The organism is Bacillus sp. 196mf, assembly GCF_003217275.1.
GTDB classification, from domain to species: domain Bacteria; phylum Bacillota; class Bacilli; order Bacillales; family Bacillaceae_G; genus Bacillus_A; species Bacillus_A thuringiensis_S.
In genome coordinates, this window is sequence record NZ_QJTG01000098.1 from 1 (window position 1) to 1,694 (window position 1,694).

Below are 1,694 nucleotides of genomic sequence, written 5' to 3' on the forward strand. Positions count from 1 at the left end.
AAAAATATATCTATCGTTTTAAAGATTTATCGACTAATTGATTGTTTCTTGTTCTTATCTTGCGATACTTCTTTTTCCTCTTTCTTGATTTTGGCATCAATTTCTTTAATACCATTCATCGAAAACTCCACTTTCTTTTGTTTAGAGGCATCTTTATTCGTTTCTTTTGCCATTTCTTTCTTCACATCTGTAAGAATACTTTGAAAATTTTTGACATGAATTTTTCCATTTTGTTTTTCGGTTGAATTTATATCAGCGTATATATTTTGATTAACAACAGCGGTTATTTTTTCTATCTGTTCAGGAGTGAAATCTTTCAACATCTCATCAAATTTATCTGACTCTTTATACGAGCTTTTCTCTGCATAATGATTACTTAATCCTTCAGACATAACTTTTGTATATTGTAGCATTAATTTTTGTTCATCATTGCTCAATGAATTTAGCATATTTTTAACTTGTTCTTTATTATCTTTAGCATTTATTTCAACTTCAGTTTTTTCTTTATTCGTATCTTTTTCCGTTAACTTCGGCTCTTTTTCTATATCTTGCTTATAACGGTTTTCAAACAGTTTTTCAACACGATTCACTTCTTGCGAGTACAACCCTCTTTTGATTTCATCAAGCTCCTCTAATTTTGCATAAAGAAGCTTTTCTTGTTTTGACAAACGATCATAATTTATATTATTTTCTTTTGGTTCTTTCTTTTCTGCTGTTGTAATTTCATCATAAACTTCTTTTACTTTTTCGGCTTGGTCTGGTGTTAAATCTTGGCGAACTTCTTTCAACGCTTTTTCTGCTGTCTTCACTTCTTCTTTTTCTAACACCGCACTTTTTCTTTCAACAATATTTTTTAATGCTTTTTCAATTACATTAGCCTGTGCTGCTGAAAAAAAGAAAGAATAATCCTCTTTACCGTTTCTTACAACAGAAAAATCCACGCCTAATTTTTTCAACTCTTTTTGATAATCATTTAACTGTTGTTTTGTTAAATTTTCATCTAAAGCAACTATGCCACCAGTTTTCTCATGTTTTTTCATAAGGTCGCTAATTTTTTTTTCCAACTTTAGTTTTATCATCAAATATAAAATCTTTTGGTTCTTGTTCTTTACCTTCCAGTAATTTTGATAATGCCTCTAAAAGACGTAATAAAGTTTGTTCTGATATTTTCAAAGACTGTGCTACGACTTCTATTGCGACCTGTGTATGCTCATCTACAGAAACCATTTTCAGACCAACCCCTTTATAAAGTATTTAACTAAATTATACCATTTTTTGGACGGAGATGATATAATTTTCAGAAAGAAATATTGAGGTTTTAGCAAAGGGCAAGCTACGGGTTTGTCATGACAAACCCCAAAAACTACGTTTTTGACTTGGTAGGAGATTCCTACGACCTTTACAAATATATCTAAGCTATTTTTGGCAAAATTGCTTAGATATTTGTTGTCGCTTCGCTCGAGTTTTTTTAAAAAAAGGAGTGTGTATAATGGCTGAAAGAAGAACAACATATTTGCAAATGTCTTTAGAGCATGAAGAAAAAGATTATATAAAAAATAAGGCAACTGAATTAGGATATAAAAACGTTTCAGCTTTTCTTATTGATAGTGCAAAAACACATTTTAAACTTGAAGTAGATATGAAGATTTATAGGGATTTAACGAAAGAAATAAATTACATTGGTAAGAATATAA

The 1,694-nt window shown here is 29.8% G+C and carries 2 protein-coding genes and 1 pseudogene; 1 reads left to right on the forward strand and 2 read right to left on the reverse strand.

Translation table 11 applies throughout. From position 1 onward, the window contains the following. Positions 1-26: 26 nt before the first annotated feature. Together ATL10_RS30660 and ATL10_RS31540 are read right to left on the reverse strand one after the other, a co-directional pair. Positions 27-1,040: a PcfB family protein gene (locus tag ATL10_RS30660; protein WP_258375856.1), complete on the reverse strand. Its 1,014-nt coding sequence runs from the start codon at positions 1,038-1,040 to the stop codon at positions 27-29. Positions 1,041-1,047: 7 nt separating this feature from the next. Then, complete coding sequence (locus ATL10_RS31540; protein WP_181419378.1) at positions 1,048-1,227, reverse strand: hypothetical protein; 180 nt, start codon at positions 1,225-1,227, stop codon at positions 1,048-1,050. A gap of 262 nt (positions 1,228-1,489) precedes the next feature. Between ATL10_RS31540 and ATL10_RS30665 the strand changes: the two are divergent. Beyond that, positions 1,490-1,694 (forward strand): annotated as a pseudogene (locus ATL10_RS30665) (hypothetical protein); the annotation flags it as partial.